The organism is Nonomuraea composti, assembly GCF_012034275.1.
Taxonomy (GTDB): Bacteria; Actinomycetota; Actinomycetes; order Streptosporangiales; family Streptosporangiaceae; genus Nonomuraea; species Nonomuraea composti.
Genome location: NZ_JAATEP010000003.1, coordinates 52,264 through 70,545 on the forward strand (window position 1 = coordinate 52,264; position 18,282 = coordinate 70,545).

Below are 18,282 nucleotides of genomic sequence, written 5' to 3' on the forward strand. Positions count from 1 at the left end.
GACCAGCGCTAGACTCCGCAGCCGGAACGCGCCGTGCGGTACGCGAAGCCTTCGTATCGTTCGCGGAGAACGAGTATGCACGTTTGAAAATGTTCCTCATGCGTTACGGCGCCTCTCATGAAGACAGCGAGGACGCAGCACAGGAGGCATTCCACGACGCGTGGCGGCTGCTGATCAATCGGCCATTCCAATGGATGTCCATCCGAGAGCCGGAGGCATGGGTCCGAGCTGTCGCCACTCGCGCCCTTGCGCGCCCTCGCGGCCAGAAGCGGCGTCAGGTCCCGACAATTCCCTTCGACTCGGATACGCCAATCACGACCGGATCGGCCAGGACTGGGCCGACCAGGTGGCCCTCGAATCCGATGTCCGCGCGGCCCTGCGGGCCCTTCCTCCCGACCAACGCCTTGCCATGGCCTATCGCATGGACGAGTTCAGCTATGCCGTCATCGCCGAGCAGTTGGGCATGACCGAGCAGCAGGCACGCGATCTCGTCAAAAAGGCCCGCACCTCTCTGAAAAGGACTCTCCCCTACCATCTGAACGAGAGGAAGGAGACGAGTGACCGCCTCGGACCACGACGATTCAGCAGCGCAGATGACTGACGAAGAACTCGACCGCCTACTCGACTCGGCCAATGCCACTCTCGCCAGAAGGGTGGAAAAGAGCACCGACGTCAATGTCCTGCTCACGAATTTGCTCGACATGCGTCCGGAAAGGCCGACGCCCGAACTCACCCCGTTCATGGCGCACGTCCGGCTCCGCCAGACCATCGCCGACGTCTATCGTGCCACCGTGCTCGCGAACAGCCTCGTACAGGTCACACCAGCCTCAGAACGACTGGACGGTGTGCTGCAGGCCGTCGACGCGGCCTTCAACAAGGCGTGCGCGGACAACCTGCACGAGGTGGAAGCGCTGGTGCAGCTGCTCAATGTGGCCATGGCCCGCGCGCTGAAAGCCGCCATGGCGCCCACCACGACAGACGATCTTCTTCTCGAGGCATACATGAGCACCCTCACGGGGTCACTGGTCAGCACGTTGGGACGTAGCCTTGCGCGGGCGAGCGACCTTGCGATGGACCTGCCACGATTTTCCGAGGACACCTACAAGTCGGCGGCACGGGACCTCTGCGGGGCAGATCTGTCGGGCCATGATCTCGGTTCGATTCAAATGCTCCATGATTTCACCTGGGACAGCCGGACGATCTGGCCGGCCGCGCTGGAGAGTGAGGCGAAGAAACACTCGGACCTGGTAGGCGAAGGGCTGTATCGCATCAGAAGGAAGACACCTCCCTGCCACAGAAATTCGGCCATGGCCACGCCTTGACGGCTGCTCAGGCAGTTGTCGCCTGTCCTTCATGCCGGAGCACGCTCGGCAGTGGCGCTACGCCTACTCGAACAGGTCGCGGTTGGCCTGGCCCCAGGCCAGCTTGCGGGCCGCCTCCTCAAGGAAGCCGTTGGCGACCCAGTCGGCCTGGGGCTGCCGCCCGGCCCCGGCCAGCAGGCGGACCTGCCGGATCACGTCCCGCTGCACCTCGAAGACCGCGTCGACCAGCCCCTCAGTCGAGGTCAGGCCGTAGGCGGTGGCGAACACCTCCAGGCGGTGCCGCCGGTCGGGCGGGGCCGGGTAGCGCAGCCAGCGCAGGCATTCGGCGTCGTCGCGGAACGGCGCGAGGTACTCCAGCGCGTAGGCGACGTCGTGCAGCCGGGGCCGGGGCCGGGCGTAGTCCCAGTCGAGGATTCCGACGGGGCGGTCGCCGCGCCAGACGATGTTCCACGGGCCGAAGTCGCCGTGGCAGATCACGTCGTCGTCGCCCGCCTCCGTCTCGCCGCTCGACCACGTCAGCCCGTCGGGCAGGCGGAAGCCCGCGACCGCGTCGTGGTAGTCGCGCAGCAGGAGGGCGAGGGACACCAGGCCGCCGTCCTCGACCACCTTGACCCAGCCTTGGGGGCCGGACTCGCCCTCGATGTAGGTGAGGATCTCCCGTCCCTCCTCATCGATCCCCAGGACCCGGGGCGAGTATGGGAAGCCCGCCGTCTCCAGGTGCCGGAGCAGGACGTGCACGGCCGGCGTCCACGGGTGGATGGGCCTGCGTACGGTGTCGCCGACGCGCACCACCCTGCGATGCGCGAAGTCCTGCAGAATCTCCATGGGTACCTACGATCCTCAAGGCCGGCGGCCGGCCGTCAGCGCTTCCGGTAATACTTCAGAAACATGTCCACCCCGGTGGTGATGAGGTCGTCGGTGAACCGGGGGTCGAGGCGGTCGCCGTAGGCGCTGTGCACGATGTGCGGGTAGAGCACCAGCGCGTAGAACTGGACGATCGCCAACTCCATCTGGGGGATGTCGAGGTCGTCGCGCGCGGCCAGCGCGGTGGCCAGCGGCTCGGCGAAGCGGTCGGGGCCGTGCCGGCGCCAGAGGCGGCCCAGCTCGGGGAAGCGCCGGGCCTCGGCGGTGATGAGCGCGCGCAGCGCGAGCACGTCGGGCTGGGCGATGCCCTCGACCCACTCGCGGGCGGTGGCGCACAGGATGTCGCGCAGGTCGTCGCCGGTGCGCAGCCGCTCGTTCATGGCGCGCATGGTCTGGCCCAGCGCCTGTTCGAGCGCGTCGCTCACCACTTCGGTGAACAGCTCCTCCTTGCTGGCGAAGTGGTTGTAGACGGTCACCTTGGACACGTCGGCCTCGGCGGCGATGTGGTCCATGCCGGCGCCGAAGCCGTGCTCCAGGAACTGGCGGCGGGCCGCCCGCACGATGGCGGCCCGCTTGCGTGCCGCGCGCTCTCCCGTCGGGACGCGCCTGCTCGTTGTCGTCACGCCCCCATCCTAGCTGAACTGTACTGTTGAGTTCATATGAACTGTGCTGTACAGTTCAGGTCGCTTAGCAAGAGAAGGGACCGGAGATGATGAGGCAAACCGGCTTGATGACCAGCCACGAGATCGTCCACGGCACGGTCGCCGCAGGGTTCGAGGACGTCCGGCGGGCGTTCGCGGACGTCGCCGCCGGCGAGCCCGGCCTCGGCGCGCAGCTCGCCGTCCGGCACCACGGCCGCCCGGTCGTGGACCTGTGGACCGGCCCGGACGTGCGCGGCGACTCCCTGCTGGCCCTGTACTCCTCGGGCAAGGGCGCGGCCCACCTGGTCGTGGCGTTGCTGGTGCAGGACGGCACGCTGGAGCTCGACCGGCGCGTCGCCCACTACTGGCCGGAGTTCGCCGCCGCGGGCAAGGGCGAGATCACCCTGCGCGACCTGCTGGCCCACCGCGCGGGCCTGATCGGCGTGCCGGGCGGGTTCAGCACGGCGGAGCTGGCCGACGACCGGCTGCTGGCCCGGCGCCTGGCCGGGCAGGCGCCGTACTGGCGGCCGGGCAGCGGCTACGGCTACCACGCCTTCGTCATCGGGGCACTGACGGGTGAGGTGGTCCGCCGCGTCACCGGGCGTTCGCTCCAGGAGGTGTACGACGAACGGGTGCGCGTCCCGTACCGGCTGGACTTCTTCCTCGGCCTGCCCGAGGACGAGGAGCCCCGCTACCTCCCCGTCCAGCCGCTCGCGCCGGAGCAGCGGAGCGCATCCGCCTCGCCCGCGCCGGACAGCCTGCTCGGCATCGCCTTCAACCTCAACGCGGCCCGGCCCACCGATCTGGTGGAGTTCGCCAACGACCGGCACGTACGCGCCCTGGGCCCGGCCTCGTCCGGAAGCGTGGGCAACGCCCGCGGGCTGGCCAAGCTGTACGCCGCCGCCATCGGCCCGATCGACGGGCGGACGGCGCTGCTGGAGCCGGCCACGCTGATCGAGTTCACCCGGCCGCACACGCCGGGCGTGGACCTGGTGACCGGGGAACGCGATCACTTCCTGCTCGGTTTCGAGGCCCTGGGCGCGCGCTACCCGGGCCTGGGCGCCGACGCCTTCGGCCACAGCGGCGCCGTGGGCGCCCAGTCGTTCGCCGACCCGGGCAGCGGCATCGCCTACGGCTACGCCCGCCGGCGCTTCACCGCCGGTGGGGGCGGCGCTCCGGAGAACCGCCTCCTGATCGACGCCGTCATGCGCGCGGCGGCGGCGTCCGACGGCCGCCCGTAGCCCGGCGCGGGCCGCGTCCTCCGACGAGCGCCCGTAGCCGTGTTCAGCGGACCCGGACCGGCAGGGTGTGCAGCCCGCGGATGAGGGTGCTGGCGCGCCGCTGCAGGACGGGCGAGCCCAGCTCGATGCTGGAGAAGCGGCCGAGCAACCTCCCCATGGCGGCGCCCGGCAGCGGGGAGGGGGCGGCCCGCAGCGCGGCCAGCTGGGCGGGCGCGACGATCAGGGCGAGCACGCTGCTGGCGATCAGGTTGACCGTCGTCTCGTGGCCCGCCACGAGGAGCAGGAACGCCATGGACACCACTTCGTCCCGCGACAGCCGGTCGCCCTCGTCGGAGACGCGCACCAGCTCCGACAGCAGGTCCTCGCCGGGCGCGGCCCGCTTGGCGGCGACGAGATCGGTCAGGTAGGCGTGGCATCCACGCGTGCGCCTCGCGCATCTCCTCCGCACGAGGCCGCCACGAACGGGGCGGTCCAGGTCCTGAACGCGTCGTGGTCGGCGATCTGCTCGCTGCGCGGGCGCGGCCGCGACAGCCGGCCGGGGATCGTCGAGCAGCTCCCTGGCCTCGGCGTACCTGGTGACCAGCCAGACCCTGAGCCGCCGGTTCGCCGTGCTGCACCGTTCACCTCTGCCTGGCTCAGCGGCACCCGCCGAGCTGTCTCATCCGCGGGCGGGCAGAGCCGCCGCCACCTCGTCGACGAGGCCGGCCAGCTCGCCCGGCCGCGACAAGAACGGAGAATGGTCCCCCGGCAGGTGCCTGACCACCTCGGTCATCGTGAGCTGCCGCTTGATGAACAGCTCGGGCATGATCCGGTCATCGTCGCAGACGATGAGCGCGGACGGCAGCGCCCGCCACGAGGCCCGCGTCTGCCGCTCGGTGAACGCCCGCGCGCTCTGCGGCCTGAGCCGGGCGACGGCCGCCTGCGCCCACTCGGCGGGCACGTCGTGGTAGAGCGTCTCGATCGGCTGGTCGGGAGCCGGCAGCAGCTCGGCGTCCTGGGGGAACCACGGCCCGCCGAGCGGCGTGATCACCGCCTCCCCTGTCTGCAGCATGTGGGCCGCGAGGTAGACGAGCCGCCGCACGTTCGGCACGGTCTCGGCCACCTCGCTGACGGGGACGCCGCCGTAGGAGTGCGCGAGCACGGTGACCGGCGCCTCCAGGGCAAGCAGCCGTTCCCGTACGGCCCGCGCGTCGTCGTACATCCCCACCTGCGGATCCCCCCACGTGCTCGGCAGGTCCACCGTGGACGTGCGCCAGCCGCGTTCCTCCAGCTCGGGCACGAGCCGATCCCAGCACGACGGACTGTGCCAGGCGCCGTGCACGAGCAGCAGCGTCCCCTTGTTCACCATGTTCTCCTCCGTTTTCGCAAGTCGCCCTGTCAGGGTGGTGAGCCGGTGTGAGGTCAGCGGCCCGGCGCCCGTACCGTGATCTCCTGGAGGATCCAGCCGTTGCCGTCAGGGTCGGCGAACGCGGCGAAGGACCCGTAACTGGCCCGCTGCGGGTGCGCGCCCGAGACCCGCTCGCGGCCGCCGGCGTGGTGGAAGGCGCCGGTGGCGTCGTGAAACGGCTCGGTGACCTCGACGCCCCGGCCGGCCAGCTCCTTCACGGCCTGCTCGATGTCCGCCACGATCAGGTGCAGCCCCTCGGCCGAGCCGGGCGCGGAGTCCGAGACACCGTCGCCGAAGATGATCGAGCACGCCGAGCCGGGCGGGGTGACCTGCACGATCCGGTAGCCGTCGTTGATCGGGAAGTCGGCGTCGAGGCGGAAGCCGAGCTGCCGGGTGTAGAAGTCCTTGGCGCGGTCGACGTCGGAGACGGGCAGGACGACGACTTCGAGCTTCATGTCCATGTGCTTCTCGCTTTCTGCGTGAGTGGGCCGGTGGGCGACGCGCCCGGTGAGGGGTTTTCGGGGCACCCGGTCTTGGCCGGGCCGGCGACCGCGCGCTGGGTGGTCTCGTACGCGGATCCCGGCGGTTCTCCTGACGTGAACACTCTCGGCCGCGAGGGCGTCCGTCACATCCGTCATTTGACGGTCATCCACGGCAGCCCCGAGACGGGTGGCGGCGGACTCGGCTAGGCGCGGACGAGAGGGTGGGTGTGGAGGCCGTCCGGGGTGCGGAAGACGGTGGCCCGGTGGCGGTGGCGGGCGGTGCCGCGGCAGCGGGCGGCGACCCGGATGGGCCAGGCGTCCACCCGGAGACGGGGACGGCCCAGGGGGGCGCCGCATCGCGTGCAGCGGTCCTCGGCGGCGACCGTCTCGTAGGCGGTCTCGATCATCCACTTTTCCGCGGGGCCGGGCGGCTCGTACCAGTGCCGTCCGGTCCGGGGCGGGGCGGCCGGGTCGAAGCCTGCGGTCAGGTAGGCCATGAAGGTCCAGTGCAGGAAGAACCACTCCATGTTCGTGCTCCCGTTCTCAGCGCCCGCTGCGCAGGGGTACGGCGGTGTCCCGGTGGGTTTCGAGGAGGCGGAGCCAGACCTCGCTGAGCGTCGGGAAGGCCGGGACGGCGTGCCAGAGGCGCTCCAACGGGATCTCGCCGGTGATGGCGAACGTCGCCGACTGCAGCAGCTCGGCGACGCCGCGGCCGGCGAAGGTGGCGCCCAGGAGGGTGCCGCGGGCGGGGTCGAGGAGGATGCGGGCCCGGCCCCGGTAGCCGGGGCTGTGCTGGTGGGCGCCGGCGACGAGGCCGAGGTCGTAGTCGACGACGTCCACCTCCCTGCCCAGCCGCGCGGCGTCGGCGGTGGTGAGGCCGACGCAGGCGATCTCGGGGTCGGCGAAGAGGACCTGGGGCACGGCGACCTGGTCGGCCGTTCCGGTGTGCCGGCTCCACGGGCCGCGGTCGAGGGGATGGTCGCGGGCGCGGTCGGCGATGACCGTACCGGCGATCCTCGCCTGGTACTTGCCCTGGTGGGTGAGGAGGGCGCGCTCGTTGACGTCGCCGACGGCGTACAGCCAGTCGCCGGGGACGCCGGGCACGGTGTAGGTGTCGTCGCAGGGCAGCCGGCTGCCGGGGCGCAGGCCGACGGTCTCCAGGCCGAGGTCGTCGGTGCGCGGAGCCCGGCCGGTCGCGAGCAGGAGCTCGTCGGCATGCAGCACCTCCCCGTCCGACAACGTGAGCCGGACGTCGGTGTCGCGGGTCGCGGCCGTGAGGGTCGTGTCGAGGCGCAGGTCGACGCCCGAGGCGCGGAGCGCGTCGGCGACGAGGTCGGCGGCGAAGCGTTCCATCCGGGGAAGCAGCCCGGACTCCCGGACGAGGAGGGTGACCTGTGAGCCGAGGGCCTGCCAGGCGGTGGCCATCTCAACGGCGACCACGCCCCCGCCGACGATGGCCAGCCGGGGCGGGACCCGGGTCGCGCTGGTGGCTTCGCGGCTGGTCCAGGGCCGCAGGGCGGCGAGGCCGGGCAGCGGGGGCACGGCGGGGCGGCTTCCGGTGCAGACGGCCACGGCGTGCCGGGCCGCCAGACGCAGGGTCTCGCGGTCCGCACCGGTCACCTCCACCATCCGGGGCCCGGACAGCCGCGCGTGCCCGCGGATCAGGGTGATGCCCGCCTGCTCCAGCCACCGCACCTGCGGTTGGTCGTCCCAGTCGCTGGACATCCGGTCGCGGTGCCGCAGGACGGCTTCGACGTCCAGCGGACCCGGGTCGATGCCGGGCATGTCGCGGGCCTCGGCGTGCAGCAGGACCGGCCGGAGCAGCGCCTTGCTGGGCTCGCACGCCCAATAGGAGCACTCTCCGCCGACCAGCTCGGCCTCCACGATGACGGTGTTCAGCCCGGCGGCGGCCGTCCGGTCGGCGACGTTCTCGCCGACCGGTCCGGCGCCGATGACGACGACGTCGAAAATGCGCACAGGATCTCCAATGTGGACGGGAAGGCGGCGGTCCGCCGTCCCCCATGGGGCGCTCCCACTGTCGGCCGCGCTCCTGATCGCGCACATCCGTCATCTGACGGTGAGTCGGGCGACGCCCGGCGGAGGTGGGGCCGCGCCTGACCGGCGAGCACCGCACCCGGCACAGGCCCGCGAGCGCCCCACCCGGCACAGGCCCGTGTCTCCCGGGGTGCGGCCAGGGACACTCCCTGGGGCTTCGAGGCCCCCTGCCGGGTGAAGCTGATCACCATGCAGGCCGGGGAGGAGAACGGGGAGTCAGCGATGGTGATCATCGGCAGGGATCGTGAGCGGGCGGAGCTCTCCGGAATGGTGCGGTCCACCGCCGGCCGGGTGCTCGTCGTGCGGGGCGGGGCGGGAGTGGGCAAGAGCGCGCTGCTGGAGGAAGCGGCTGAGCTGGCCGTCCGGGACGGCCACCTCGTCATCCGGATCACCGGCGGTGGAGGTCGAGTCGGAGCTGGAGCATTCCGGGCTGCACCAGTTGCTCCCGCTGAGGGACGACGACGGCCACTGGCTCGGCGGCTCCAGCGTCGACGTGCCGGGCTTCGTCGGGCGCCGGATCAGGGGCGTCCCGATGAAGCTGCAGGTCGCCGTCCGGGACGAGGTCGTCTCCCGCTTCGACACGGCGGTGCTGCCCGAGATGACGGTCGGCCCGCGCACCGGCGCGGACGCGGTGCGCCTGCTCGACGAGCGCCACCCCGCCCTGGACGGGCGGGTCCGCCGATGGGTGCTGGACCAGGCTCTCGCCAACCCCTTCGCGCTGCTGGAGCTGCCGTCCCAGGCCGGCGACGCGGGGCTGCCGCGCAGGCTGCACCAGCTGTACGGCGCCCGCATCGTCGCGCTCAGCGACCCGGTACCGGCCTCATCTGGAACGCGTCGTGGATCGCGAGCCGGCGACCGGCACCGTGGTCACCGGCCTGGTCATGCTGACCATGATCACGCTGGATCAGCCGGGGTCCGGTGACTGGGACGCCGCCGTACGGACCGGCGAACGGGCTCTGGCGCTGGAGGTCGAGCACGGCCCGCATCTGCTCGCCCACCAGACGCGTGGCCATCTGGCGCAACTCGCGGCACTGCGCGGGCAGACCCCGCCCTCGCCGCCTGTGACGCGGGCTTCGCCGAGCTCTTTCCGCGCCTGGCCCTGACCTGCTACGGGGCGCTCGCCATGACCGCGGACTCCAAGCAGGAGGCCGCCGGCATGTTCGCCCGGGCCACCTCCCATCCGGCGGCGGCGCGGTTCCCGTTCGAAACGGCACTTATCCGGCCGGCCCACGAGATCCGCCTGCGCCACGCGCGCGAACGCGCCACCGCCCAGGCGCTCCTCGCCCGCGCCGCCGAGACCTTCGAACGGCTCGGCGCCGCCGGATGGGCCGAGCGGGCCGGCGCCGAGCTGCGGATCCTCGGGGCGGCCCCGTCGGCCTCCGCCCCGTACACGTCGCTGACCTGGCAGGAGCAGCGCATCGCCGACCTGGCCGCCGCCTGGCCAGCTCAGCAAACCTCCCTCCTGACCAGAGACACAGAGATCATGGACTAGAGGCATCCTCGACAGGGCCATGGGCGCTCATGATCCACAGGGTCGGCTGCATCTGCAAAAACGTTGCCGCAAGCCCCACCAACCCAAAACCCCCAACAGTGGCGAAACGCCGCCATCGGTGCCTGACGATCCGCCGCCACGAACTGTGGCGCAAAGATTGTCCGGGTTTCCGCGAAGTCGACGCCTCCCTGGTCAGGCGTGCCGGGTGTCCTTGTAGCCACATCACAGCGGAACCGTATTATCGTCCTGAGAAATGATCGCGGCACTACGCGAGAAGGATCGTAACCGGCTAAGATTTGAGCTACCCTAACCCCCATGGCCAACGAGGGCAACGACATCGACTCAGACTTGCCCGATCTGGGCGATATAGACCTTAAGCAACTGCTGTCGCTGGACAGCACCGTGCTTGCGCACTCGATCGCGCGGATCATTGCCGAGGCAGAGGATCCGCGCGGCGCAATCGCGGGTTTCGACTCGAGTATCTAGCGACTCGCTGCCCCGGCGGCGGCCTCGGAAAGGCCGGAAAATGCTCTCCGCTGACGACGGCACGGAAGACCACGCCACAGAATGGCCGTTGCGCGGGCTCGATGTGGCGAATCTGCGACGAAGCGGTTGGGCTTCCACTCCTTTTCGGCAATTCATACTCAAGGTGCACGGTCGCTGCAATCTGAGCTGTCAATACTGCTACATCTACGCCATGGCCGACCGGAGCTGGTCGGACAAACCGGCGGCCATGTCCGCGGCCGTCGCCGGGCAGGCGGTGCGACGCATTGCGGACCACGTTTCGAAACACGGCTTAGAGCGCATCGAAGTGGTCTTTCATGGCGGTGAGCCGTTGCTGAGCGGCCCCGCGCCACTCGTGCGCATCCAAGGGGCCTTGCAGGAGTTGCTGCCGGCTCACGTAACCGTCGACTACACCCTGCAGACGAATGGCGTCCTACTGCCGGCCGCCCTGAATGTCCTGGCCGAGCACGGCTTCCGCATCGGCGTCAGCATCGACGGCACGGCGCGGACCCATGACCGCAACCGGGTGTATGCCAACGGACGCGGCAGCCACGATCAGGTGCGGCAGGCACTGACGCGGCTGCGGGAGGAACGTTACCGTCACCTCTTCGCCGGCCTGTTGTGTGTGGTGGATCTCGATGCGGATCCGATGCTCACCTATGCAGCACTTCTCGAGTTCGAGCCGCCTGCCATCGATTTCCTGCTGCCACTGGGTAACTGGGAGCACCCTCCACCGCGGCCAGTGGCTCCGGATTCGGGCACCGCATACGGCAGTTGGCTGGTACCGATCTTCGAACGCTGGTACGACGCTCCGCGCAGGGAGACCAGGATCCGTCTCTTCGAGGAGATCATCAACATGATCCTGGGCGGTGGCAGTACCGTCGAAACCGTGGGGCTGAGCCCTGTGGGCCTGGTCGTCATCGACACCGACGGCTCGATCGAACAGGTGGACACCCTCAAATCCGCTTTCCCAGGCGCTCCCCAGACCACGCTCAACGTGCTGGAGCACGACCTGGACCTGGCGCTTGAGCATCCTGCCGTGGCCGCACGGCAAATCGGGGAACTCGCCCTCTCTGATGTCTGCAAGGCGTGCCCGATCCATCATGTCTGCGGTGCCGGCTATTACCCGCACCGCTATCGCCCCGGATCCGGCTTCCGCAATCCTTCCGTCTACTGCGCCGATCTCGGTCATCTCATCCGGCACATAGCAACACGAGTGATCCGAGACCTCGCCACCCTCAGAAGCTCACAGGTATGACTGCCGACCACAATCCCATGCACGTGATCCCCGCCCGCCACTTCGCCGCCTTGGCTGCGGGAGTCGGTGGCGCCGAAACGATCGCGTTCCTCAAGAGTGCTCAGCTCAGCAAGCGGCTGCTGATGATCCGGGCAGTGCTGGAGCTGGCGCCAGAGTCACCCGGCTTGACCGCTGGCTACGCGCTTCTGGTCCGCGCGCAGGAGCGGGACCACCTTGCGGTGGCGGAGACACTCGTACGCCCCGACGTGGGAACGTGGGCCGCCCACTGTCTGAGGCGCCTGCGCGGCACCACGACCAGCTCCCAGTCTCTGGAGAAGGACCTCGGGCAATTCGCCGCCATCGCGGCCGTCGCCGCATCCATCGCAGGCCTGGATTTCAGCATTCAGGTGCCGACGCACGACGGCGTGGTCATTCTCCCGGGGCTCGGGCGGGCGGTCGTCGGCAGCGGCTGCGCCGGCGACACAGCGACGGTCAGCCGGATCGACGGGTCGATGGAGATGAGCACGGCCACGGGCTCCATCTCCGTCCCCGGCCCGGCCTGGACCGCAGCTCACCGCGTCAGAGCCACGTGTGATGACCTGGTCCTGGATCTGCTGCTGGACGACAACGATCCCTACCGGGATCCGTACAGCCTGCACGCCCAGCACCAACTCGTCGAGAGCGACGCCATCGTCTGGGCCGACATGGTGCATGAGGCCTGGCGCATTTTGGTATGTCACCACCGCCCATTCGCCGAAGGCATGTCGGCCGGCCTGCGGACCGTCGTACCGCTGCAGCGGCGGGCGAACGGTGGGGTGAACGCCACGACCACCGAAGCCTTCGGCAGCTGCGCGATCAGTTTGCCCGGGGATGCCGAAGCCCTCGCTGTCGCCCTGCTCCACGAGTTCCAGCATGGAAAACTCGGGGCGCTGCTCGATCTGGTTCCGCTCTACCAGGAGCTCCCGGGCGAACGCTTCTATGCGCCTTGGCGCGACGACCCTCGTCCTCTCGGCGGACTCATCCAGGGTACGTACGCCCATCTAGGCGTGACAAAGTTCTGGTCACAGCAGCGGCACGCCGGGCAGAACAGCGACTTCGGGCACGTCGAGTACGCGCGCTGGCTGGAGCAGACTCGCGCGGCCATGCGCACCCTGCTGGAGTCGCAGCGACTGACCCCTACGGGACAACGCTTTGTGCGCATCATGCAGAATCAGCTCACCTGCACGAACGGTGAGGACACCGACATTCCAGAAGCCGCGCGTTCGCTGGCCAGACTCGCGGCGTTCGATCACTATCTCAGCTGGCGGGCCCGCAACCTGGCACCCGACGAGTCCTTGGTGCAGAAAGCCGCGGCCGCCTGGCTGGAGGGAGCGGACGACGACCGCGGCGGCATGGGGGAAGCGACGCCGGTAGCGGCCGGCCGGGCTGCAGAGCCGAATGACCGGATCAAGCTCATGTATCTGCGGCTGCGTAAGCCGGACGACTTCGCGGCGGTGCTGGCATCGCCGGGCGACGCCGATGCCGGCGATGTGGCCTTCGCCTGCGGTGACACCGCCACCGCAGCAGCGGCGTACAACGAGCGGCTACGTCACGATCCTGACGATCGGGCGGCGTGGGCGGGCTTGATCGCCAGCATGCTGGAGCCGGGGGACGAATGGGCGCGCCCGGAATTCGCCCGCGCCGTCTACAAGCATCTTCAGGGGCTGGTTCGGGAGATGCCGGTGCCGCAGGCGTTGGTGGGCTGGCTGGCGAGGCTCGACGCCCATTAGAGATCCGACGGCTCCAGGTCGAACTCGTGTAACCGGCCCTCGCGTAACCGCCCCACCTCCGTGTGGTCCTCGCCCAGCAGAGCGGAGATGAGGTGGAGATCGTTCTCCCAGGCGAGTGAGGCCTCCTCGTCGCCCATGGCCCTGCGGATGGACAGCAGGTTCAGCGCTGAGGCAACGTGCAGCGGATGTCGTTCTCCGCGCAACGGCTTGGAGCGGGCGACGACCTTCGCGGCCGTTTCGGCGGCCTTGGGCAAGTCGCCCAGCAGGAAGTACGTGTTGGACAGCCCGCTCAGCACGCAGAGATAGTGCCGGTGTTCCTCACCTACCGTCGTCCGCATTCCCTCCAGCGCCGTCTTCTCGAGCTCCAGCGCGTGGTCGAGGAATCCAAGCTCGCGTTCTTTTATGGCCAGGTTGTGAGCGATGACCTGCGTGTAGTGATGGTTCTCCCCGTACAGTTGCCGAGCTATGACATGGGCACGGCTCTCAAGCTCCTGGGCTTCTTCCAGGTCATCGGTCAGCCGCTTGCAGTCGGCGAGCACGGTCATGGCCACGACGGTCTGCACATGCTGCTCGCCGAAACGCCTGAGGTCGGCATTCAGACAGTGCTCCACCTTCGCTGTCGCCAGCGACATTCGGCCGACTCTTCGCAGGGTGATGGCGTAGCTCGTGGTCGCCTCGATGATGACCGGATGCTCCGGGCCGAGCAGCGCCTCATATGCCGGGAGCGTGTCCTCCTGCAGACTCAGTGCCTCGAAGTAGAGACCGCAGCCCCGCAGACTGCGCGCCAGATTCGTGGCACTGAACAGGCTCGGGCGGCTCTCAGGACCGTAGAGGCGTTGCCGCCGGGCATAGGTGTCGCGGTCAAGCTCGGCGGCTCGCTCGTAGTGGCCGAGCAGGCGGTAATCCACCGCCAGGTTGTTGGCACTGCGCAGCGTGGGCCGCTCGTTCTCACCGAACACCCGCTTGTGACGTTCGAGGTTGTCCTCGTCGAGTTTGCGCGCCTCGTCGAACTCGCCGGCCACCCTCAGGTCGGCGCCGTAACTGTTGGCCGCACCGAGCGTGTGCTCGTGGTCCTCCCCGTACACTCTGCGCATACGGGCGAGAGTGTCGCGGTTGAAGGCGAGCGCCGCGTCGTGTTGCCCCAAGGCACGCCAGGTGTCGGCCAGGTGCCGGCAGGCGAGCAAGGACAGCTCGTCGTCGGGCCCATAGCATTCCCACCACCGTCGCACCGCCGTCTCACCGAGTTCCCGGCTGCTCTCGTAGTCGCCGCGCGCGTACATGTAGCGAATCTGATCGATCACCGTGAGACGAGCCTCCGAGCTCTCGGCCTTGATCAGACGAGTGGGCCGAACATGGCGATTGATTTCGGCCAGACGATCCCAGTTCTGGAGATCGTCCGGTTCGCTGGGGTTGGCGGCGGCGAGGATGCGGTGCGCCATCAGCCTGTTGCGCTGCTTCTCTTCAGGAGACAGCCGGTCCCGCAACACGGCCTGAACGAGACGGTGGATCTGAAGACTCTTACTGGTGTGATCCAGCCGTGCCAGGGCGTAACGTGACACCTCGCGGAACGTTCGGTGCAAGGTGATGGGATCGCGAACAGCAGCGGCCAGTTCGACCGGCAGCCCCTCGACGTGCCTGCTGGCCGACAGGAGCCGGAAGGCGATCGGCTCAGGCCCGAAGAAGGCACAGATGTCGAGCAGTTGGGCGGCAGCAGGGGCGCTGTTGCCGAGTCGCTCGTACGCGAGCATCCACGTGGCGGCGACCGGGCTGGGGTATTTCGTGAAATCAGTCTCACCGAGCAACTGGGCAAGCCTGTGGCGGAGCAGATCGAGGTATTCGTCGACCGCCATGCCGGTCTCGGCCTGCCACGCGGCGGCCTGCTCGACGGCCAGCGGGAGATCACCGAGCGCCTCGGCGAGCCGGTCGGCCTCCTTCCGCGAGATCTGACGGCCGCGTTGCAGGATGAGCTGAATGCTCTCCGTGCGGTCGAAAACGTCCACCTCGAGGGTCTGCGCGTTGACTCCCCATTCCTGATTGCGGGACGTGACCAGGACGTGTCCCAAGGGGATGGGGAGATAGTCCAGCACGTTCGCCGGTTGGTCGGCGTTGTCGTAGATGAGTAGCCACCGGCGATAGGGTTGCCCCTGGCGCAGAGCTTCCAGCACGCCGCGGACGGCCTCACTGATGTCGCCTCCGCTCGGCACGTTCAGGTGCGCGGCGAGATCGGCGAGCGCGGTACGGATGAAGGCCGGTTCCTCTGCCGGCACCCACCACACAAGGTCGTAGTCCGAGGCGAAGCGGTGCGCGTACTCGATGGCGATTTGCGTCTTTCCCACACCGCCCAGTCCTTGGAGGGCATGCAGCAACATGGGCGACGAAGTGGCGGACAACTGCTGCCGAAGCTGAAGGAGCATCTCCTCGCGGCCTGTGAAGTGCGGATTACGTGCAGGCACCCCACCCCATACAGCGGGCTGCCTGTCGTCGGTTGCCCATGACGGAGGATCCGTTGCACTCACAATGCCTCCTGGTTGTTCCAGCGAGGACAGGGCGGGACGTTCCGCAACTCTATCTGCGGCACCGGCTCGCTCACCATCACGTCTGTGGGGAACGGTGTCCGGACGCAAGGAAACAGTGGCTCTGGCGAGGGGTTCCTCTGTGAGTTGTGCTTCGAGTTTGTCGGCGACGCTCGCGTACCGGCCACCCAACGCCCGCAAAACCGCGTGCACGACCAGCGCGAAGGAGCGGTTGCGACCGTTGACGTCGAGGGGCTCCTCCATCGTGAGCCAGGCACGGAAGTCGAAGGACGAACCCAGCCGCCTGCTCACATATTCGGAGATGTCGTTGAACAACCGCAACACGTCCGTGCGAGGCAGACCTGCCAGAAGGAGTTGACGCACCCCGGGCAGGAAGTCGTAGCTGACGTGGTCGTCCCCGCTGACTCTCACCAGCAGTCCGCTCAGGAGTACCTCCGCGAGCAGAGTGGGCCGCGATGCGGGTTGCATGACCCGCTGCACCAGCCTCATCACCGGTAGGCTCAGCGGAGCCGCCGCGAGATGACCGGCCAGCCTGTACGCCTCGGGTGACGCGGTCGCGCGAAAGCGGAGGACCCGTTCGAGCGGCGTCAGATCCTGGTCGTGGAATTCCGGCAGCCGGACGGTCGTCTCGCTGTCCGCCACCGCATGCGAGGCGAGAGACCGAGTGAACAGCACCACCGCGGGGATCTTGGTGCTCACGGAGTCCTCGGCGAGCAGTCGCGCCCACGGCTTGAACCAGCGGCTGTTCAACTCAAGAAGAGGGATCGGATGGCCACAAGGAGTTTCGGCGGCCCGGTCGCTTCGCAGCTCGACGGTGAGGCGGGAGTTCGGCGCCCCTGCGTGCGGCGCGCTCAGCCACACGTTGTCGAGGCGGGAGAGCGAACGAGCCCAGAGCCGCTGCGGCAAGGGCTGCAGGATGGCGACGGGACCGGCCGTGGCCCACAGGTCCAGCATCGGCTGCAGGGTCTTGCCCTGCCATCCTTTGCCCACGCAATCGCTGACGATCAGAATGAGCCGTCGCCGGCAGGGGTCGATGAGCTGGCGGACATCATGCGTGCTCCTGCCCGAGTCACTACGCAGCACGACGGCCGCACTCACCAGGTCACCGTCGAACCGCCAGACTCGCACGTCCCTGAACGCACCCAGCCGCTCCATGCACAACCGAAGCTCGTCAACGGTGTCCTGCCAGATCTCCATGGAAGGACCGGTATCGACGACCAGCGCGAGGTCCAGCCATCGGCCGGGGGCGGCGCGATACACCGGGAGCCAGAGAGAGTCCTCCGCGATCCGCTCCGCCGTTTTGATCTCGTCAAGGACGTTGCGTTTCTTCAGCGGTGACGGGCGAGTCAGGGGGCGCAGAGCACGCCACAAATCCAGCATCCCTGGGAGGGCGTGGACCGCCGGCACGCCGATCGAAACGCCGGAGCTGCCCGCGTGCCGCAACTGCACCGACGAACGCGGTACTGGGGTGTCCTCATGCGTACTCGGCGTCGGACCAGCTGGAGCAGGACGCGATGCCTTCGGCCCGTGCTCCTCCTGCCTGCTCCTACCCTCGTCACGAGGAGAGCGCGATCGCGGAGGGCCAGGAGGCAGGTACTTCGCCAGCCACAGAGCGTCGGCGATCTCGGCAGCGGTGACGGGCTCGTTCATCGCGGCGACGATCCGCGCGAGGCCCGGGATCACGGCTGCTCCGCCGATTCAAGCGAACGCAGCAGGGCGTTCTCCAGCCGCTCCCAACCCTGCCCTGGCAGGCGCGCTCCGGAGGTGGCGAGGTAGATCGCGTTCAGCAACTGGTCGGTGGCGATATCTCCTTGATCACGGCGTTCAATGAACCGCTCGATCAGATCGATGCTGTGCCGGGTCTCCTCCTCGCCCAGTTGCGCCGCCACGATCGACACGAGCTGGTCGTGATCCGGCGGCTTGATATCGAGCCGCATGCACCGGCGAAGGAAGGCAGGCGGGAACTCCCTTTCCCCGTTACTGGTGATCACGATCACAGGGAAGGCGTGACATTGCACATGGCCGCGCCGGACGGGTACACGATCCGTCCCGCTGCTGACCATGACCTCGACCACCGACTGATCCTCGGGTAGCCGGCTGAGTTCGGAGATGAGGTAGCGGCCTTCCTCGAACACGTTGAGCAGATCGTTGGGCAGGTCAATATCGCTCTTGTCCAGTTCGTCGATGAGGAGCACCCGCGGGCGTGCCTGGGGCAACAACGCCGTCCCGAGCGGCCCCAGTTGGATGAACCTTCCGATGTCCGGGGTGAATTGTGTTCTGCTCAATGAGGACGCCTGGTGGAGGTTCGCCTCCTGCAATCTGCCAATCGCGTCATAGTCGTACAAGCCTTCATGCAAGGTGGACTGTGTGTTGATCGGCCAGTACAAGACGGGCCCAAGCTGTAACTCGTGGGCGATGCTGTAGGCGAGAGTCGACTTGCCGGTGCCCGGCTTCCCGGTGATGAGCAGGGGGCGACGCAGATACAGAGCCGCGTTGACCATCTCGACGACCTCATCGTCCGGCCGGTATCCCAGACCACGCGTGACCAGCCCGAGACGCCGGGACACGGCCTCATCCTCGCTCAGCTGCGGGTGCACCAGCGGTTCGCCGGTGAAGGCGCGCCAAGGCGGCGGCGGTGGCAGGCCGTCCATGCCGTCGTGCGGCTCTCCACTGCCCTGGTAGATCCACCAGTGCGGCTTCTCCTTCGCGAGCGGCTTGCCGTTGTCCTGCTCCGGGCTGGTGTCCATGTGGGGG

Annotated in this window: 18 protein-coding genes; 9 read left to right on the forward strand and 9 right to left on the reverse strand. The window is 68.7% G+C overall.

The features are described 5' to 3' along the window. Positions 1–346: 346 nt before the first annotated feature. Positions 347–601, forward strand: coding sequence for a sigma-70 family RNA polymerase sigma factor (locus HCN51_RS61105; protein ID WP_168007518.1), 255 nt, complete (start codon positions 347–349; stop codon positions 599–601). Beyond that, positions 558–1,322: a hypothetical protein gene (locus tag HCN51_RS05640; protein WP_168007519.1), complete on the forward strand. Its 765-nt coding sequence runs from the start codon at positions 558–560 to the stop codon at positions 1,320–1,322. The genes HCN51_RS61105 and HCN51_RS05640 overlap by 44 nt, the downstream gene beginning before the upstream one ends. Before the next feature lie 63 nt (positions 1,323–1,385). Here the strand turns inward: HCN51_RS05640 and HCN51_RS05645 are convergent, their stop codons facing one another. Beyond that, positions 1,386–2,147, reverse strand: a complete 762-nt coding sequence (locus HCN51_RS05645; protein WP_168007520.1) for an aminoglycoside phosphotransferase family protein — start codon at positions 2,145–2,147, stop codon at positions 1,386–1,388. Positions 2,148–2,182: 35 nt separating this feature from the next. Next, positions 2,183–2,809, reverse strand: a complete 627-nt coding sequence (locus HCN51_RS62150; protein WP_168007521.1) for a TetR/AcrR family transcriptional regulator C-terminal domain-containing protein — start codon at positions 2,807–2,809, stop codon at positions 2,183–2,185. 107 nt (positions 2,810–2,916) lie between these two features. On the opposite strand from HCN51_RS62150, the gene HCN51_RS05655 reads away from it, so the two are divergent. Then, positions 2,917–4,068 (forward strand): serine hydrolase domain-containing protein, encoded by a 1,152-nt coding sequence (locus tag HCN51_RS05655; RefSeq protein ID WP_168007522.1) that lies wholly within the window; start codon positions 2,917–2,919, stop codon positions 4,066–4,068. A 43-nt stretch (positions 4,069–4,111) separates the two neighbouring features. Here the strand turns inward: HCN51_RS05655 and HCN51_RS57985 are convergent, their stop codons facing one another. From HCN51_RS57985 to HCN51_RS05680, 5 genes are all read right to left on the reverse strand, one after another. Further along, a complete protein-coding gene (locus tag HCN51_RS57985; RefSeq protein ID WP_206066618.1) occupies positions 4,112–4,516 on the reverse strand; it encodes a cytochrome P450 family protein in 405 nt (134 codons plus the stop codon). A gap of 210 nt (positions 4,517–4,726) precedes the next feature. Beyond that, positions 4,727–5,416: an alpha/beta fold hydrolase gene (locus HCN51_RS05665; RefSeq protein WP_168007523.1), complete on the reverse strand. Its 690-nt coding sequence runs from the start codon at positions 5,414–5,416 to the stop codon at positions 4,727–4,729. Between the two features lie 53 nt (positions 5,417–5,469). Continuing rightward, positions 5,470–5,910: a VOC family protein gene (locus tag HCN51_RS05670; protein ID WP_240972495.1), complete on the reverse strand. Its 441-nt coding sequence runs from the start codon at positions 5,908–5,910 to the stop codon at positions 5,470–5,472. A 230-nt stretch (positions 5,911–6,140) separates the two neighbouring features. Next, positions 6,141–6,464 (reverse strand): hypothetical protein, encoded by a 324-nt coding sequence (locus HCN51_RS05675; RefSeq protein WP_168007525.1) that lies wholly within the window; start codon positions 6,462–6,464, stop codon positions 6,141–6,143. A gap of 16 nt (positions 6,465–6,480) precedes the next feature. Continuing rightward, positions 6,481–7,914, reverse strand: coding sequence for a dihydrolipoyl dehydrogenase family protein (locus HCN51_RS05680; protein ID WP_346433543.1), 1,434 nt, complete (start codon positions 7,912–7,914; stop codon positions 6,481–6,483). Positions 7,915–8,389: 475 nt separating this feature from the next. On the opposite strand from HCN51_RS05680, the gene HCN51_RS05685 reads away from it, so the two are divergent. The 6 genes from HCN51_RS05685 to HCN51_RS05710 all read left to right on the forward strand — a co-directional run bounded on the left by HCN51_RS05685 (position 8,390) and on the right by HCN51_RS05710 (position 12,994). Continuing rightward, positions 8,390–8,914, forward strand: coding sequence for a hypothetical protein (locus HCN51_RS05685; protein ID WP_240972497.1), 525 nt, complete (start codon positions 8,390–8,392; stop codon positions 8,912–8,914). Continuing rightward, positions 8,883–9,095: a hypothetical protein gene (locus tag HCN51_RS05690; protein WP_240972498.1), complete on the forward strand. Its 213-nt coding sequence runs from the start codon at positions 8,883–8,885 to the stop codon at positions 9,093–9,095. Before HCN51_RS05685 ends, HCN51_RS05690 begins: the two co-directional genes overlap by 32 nt. Before the next feature lie 20 nt (positions 9,096–9,115). Further along, complete coding sequence (locus HCN51_RS05695) at positions 9,116–9,484, forward strand: hypothetical protein (RefSeq protein ID WP_168007529.1); 369 nt, start codon at positions 9,116–9,118, stop codon at positions 9,482–9,484. 315 nt (positions 9,485–9,799) lie between these two features. Beyond that, entirely contained in the window at positions 9,800–9,970 is a 171-nt protein-coding gene (gene fxsA, locus HCN51_RS05700) for an FxSxx-COOH cyclophane-containing RiPP peptide (protein ID WP_168007530.1), read from the forward strand. A gap of 40 nt (positions 9,971–10,010) precedes the next feature. Continuing rightward, positions 10,011–11,246, forward strand: a complete 1,236-nt coding sequence (locus HCN51_RS05705; RefSeq protein ID WP_168007531.1) for an FxsB family cyclophane-forming radical SAM/SPASM peptide maturase — start codon at positions 10,011–10,013, stop codon at positions 11,244–11,246. Next, complete coding sequence (locus HCN51_RS05710; protein WP_168007532.1) at positions 11,243–12,994, forward strand: HEXXH motif domain-containing protein; 1,752 nt, start codon at positions 11,243–11,245, stop codon at positions 12,992–12,994. The genes HCN51_RS05705 and HCN51_RS05710 overlap by 4 nt, the downstream gene beginning before the upstream one ends. Here the strand turns inward: HCN51_RS05710 and fxsT are convergent. Then, positions 12,991–17,211, reverse strand: coding sequence for an FxSxx-COOH system tetratricopeptide repeat protein (gene fxsT, locus HCN51_RS61115; RefSeq protein ID WP_168007533.1), 4,221 nt, complete (start codon positions 17,209–17,211; stop codon positions 12,991–12,993). The two genes, HCN51_RS05710 and fxsT, sit on opposite strands and share 4 nt — an antisense overlap. Then, positions 17,208–18,275, reverse strand: coding sequence for an AAA family ATPase (locus HCN51_RS05720; RefSeq protein ID WP_168007534.1), 1,068 nt, complete (start codon positions 18,273–18,275; stop codon positions 17,208–17,210). Before HCN51_RS05720 ends, fxsT begins: the two co-directional genes overlap by 4 nt. Positions 18,276–18,282 lie beyond the last annotated feature (7 nt).

Coding starts and splice junctions, on each gene's coding strand:
- HCN51_RS05690 (WP_240972498.1), top strand. CDS start 8,883: ATGATCACGCTGGATCAGCCGGGGTCCGGTGACTGGGACGCCGCCGTA.
- fxsA (WP_168007530.1), top strand. CDS start 9,800: ATGGCCAACGAGGGCAACGACATCGACTCAGACTTGCCCGATCTGGGC.
- HCN51_RS05645 (WP_168007520.1), bottom strand. CDS start 2,147: ATGGAGATTCTGCAGGACTTCGCGCATCGCAGGGTGGTGCGCGTCGGC.
- HCN51_RS05670 (WP_240972495.1), bottom strand. CDS start 5,910: ATGAAGCTCGAAGTCGTCGTCCTGCCCGTCTCCGACGTCGACCGCGCC.
- HCN51_RS05695 (WP_168007529.1), top strand. CDS start 9,116: ATGACCGCGGACTCCAAGCAGGAGGCCGCCGGCATGTTCGCCCGGGCC.
- HCN51_RS05710 (WP_168007532.1), top strand. CDS start 11,243: ATGACTGCCGACCACAATCCCATGCACGTGATCCCCGCCCGCCACTTC.
- HCN51_RS05655 (WP_168007522.1), top strand. CDS start 2,917: ATGACCAGCCACGAGATCGTCCACGGCACGGTCGCCGCAGGGTTCGAG.
- HCN51_RS05720 (WP_168007534.1), bottom strand. CDS start 18,275: ATGGACACCAGCCCGGAGCAGGACAACGGCAAGCCGCTCGCGAAGGAG.
- HCN51_RS05675 (WP_168007525.1), bottom strand. CDS start 6,464: ATGGAGTGGTTCTTCCTGCACTGGACCTTCATGGCCTACCTGACCGCA.
- HCN51_RS05665 (WP_168007523.1), bottom strand. CDS start 5,416: ATGGTGAACAAGGGGACGCTGCTGCTCGTGCACGGCGCCTGGCACAGT.
- HCN51_RS05705 (WP_168007531.1), top strand. CDS start 10,011: ATGCTCTCCGCTGACGACGGCACGGAAGACCACGCCACAGAATGGCCG.